The organism is Methylobacterium iners (genome assembly GCF_022179305.1).
Classification (GTDB): Bacteria; Pseudomonadota; Alphaproteobacteria; order Rhizobiales; family Beijerinckiaceae; genus Methylobacterium; species Methylobacterium iners.
This window is the reverse complement of the sequence record NZ_BPQP01000150.1, coordinates 1-1,103: the sequence shown is the minus strand read 5'-3', so window position 1 is coordinate 1,103 and position 1,103 is coordinate 1. Positions and strand designations below refer to the sequence as shown.

Below are 1,103 nucleotides of genomic sequence, written 5' to 3'. Positions count from 1 at the left end.
CCGGCAACTGTGTTGTGAGGTCGGTCACGGCTGGAAGGCTTTGTCGTCGCGCAGGACGGCGTTGGCGATGGTGATGAGCTTTCGGGCGATGGCGACGAGGGCGAGCTTGGGCGGTTTTCCGGCGTCGCGCAGGGCCTGGTAGAAGGCTTTGAAGCGGGGTGCGGCGCGGGCAGCGGAGACGGCGGCCATGTAGAGGGCGTCGCGCACGCGCTTGCGTCCGCCCTGGATGCGGTCGCGGCCCTTCCACTGGCCGGATTGGACGGTGAAGGGGGCGAGGCCGGCCAGGGCGGCGATGGTCTTGGGCGAGCGCTGTCCAAGCTCGGGCATGCGGGCGAGCAGGGTGGTGGCCGCGACCGGCCCGATGCCGGGGATCGAGCGCAGGCGCTGTTCCGCGTGAGCCAGCGTCTCGGACCGGGCGATCTGGTCCTTGATCTCGGCGTCCCAGAACGCGATGCGCGCATCGAGGCAGGCGAGGACCGCCTCGATGTCGGCAAGGCCGTGGTCTCGCATTCGCTGCGGCGGGCGCGCTCCTGCTGCCGGATCTGGACGAGCTGGTCGCGCCGCTTGTGCGCCTCGGCGAGGTCCGTGCGCGCGGTCTCCGGCTCCGTCTGCTGCGGCGGGCGCAGGCACTGGCCGAGGGCGGCCAGCATGCGCGCATCGATCCGGTCGGTCTTGGCCAGGAAGCCGGCGGCGCGGGCGAAGTCGCGGGCCCGGGCCGGGTTGATCCGGGCGTAGGCGATCCCGGCCGCCGCGAGCGCCTGGCGCAGCCGGCGGTCGTAGTGGCCGGTCGCCTCGAACACGACGAGGAGCGCCTGTCCGCGCCAGCGTGCGATCAGCGGCGCGAGGGCATCGTGCGTGTTGGCGATCTGCGCGGTGACGCCGAGGGTGGCGTCGAACACGTCGAGATGATGTTTGGAGACATCGATTCCGATGAAGCCAGGGGCTATGATCATGGGGCCTCTCCCTGTGCTGCGAGGTCCGTTGGCGCGGCCTCGATCAACTGTTCAGGTTGCGGGTCTTCAGGGGCGGGCGGGGACCTGGCCGGACTACGGTGTTGCCACCACGGACCCAACGGTCTCCCGCCCGCTTCCAGCCTGACACAT

1 protein-coding gene and 1 pseudogene are annotated in these 1,103 nt (G+C 71.0%); both read right to left on the bottom strand.

Annotated features, from left to right (window positions below; all coding sequences use genetic code 11):
* Positions 1 to 24 precede the first annotated feature (24 nt).
* Positions 25 to 510 (bottom strand): transposase, encoded by a 486-nt coding sequence (locus MFF55_RS26365; RefSeq protein ID WP_238247187.1) that lies wholly within the window; start codon positions 508 to 510, stop codon positions 25 to 27.
* Between the two features lie 71 nt (positions 511 to 581).
* Positions 582 to 953 (bottom strand): annotated as a pseudogene (locus MFF55_RS26360) (IS110 family transposase); the annotation flags it as partial.
* Between the last annotated feature and the right edge of the window lie 150 nt (positions 954 to 1,103).

Bases quoted from the DNA above. Each gene is read 5' to 3' on its own strand.
- MFF55_RS26365 (WP_238247187.1), bottom strand. From the start codon at position 510: ATGCGAGACCACGGCCTTGCCGACATCGAGGCGGTCCTCGCCTGCCTC.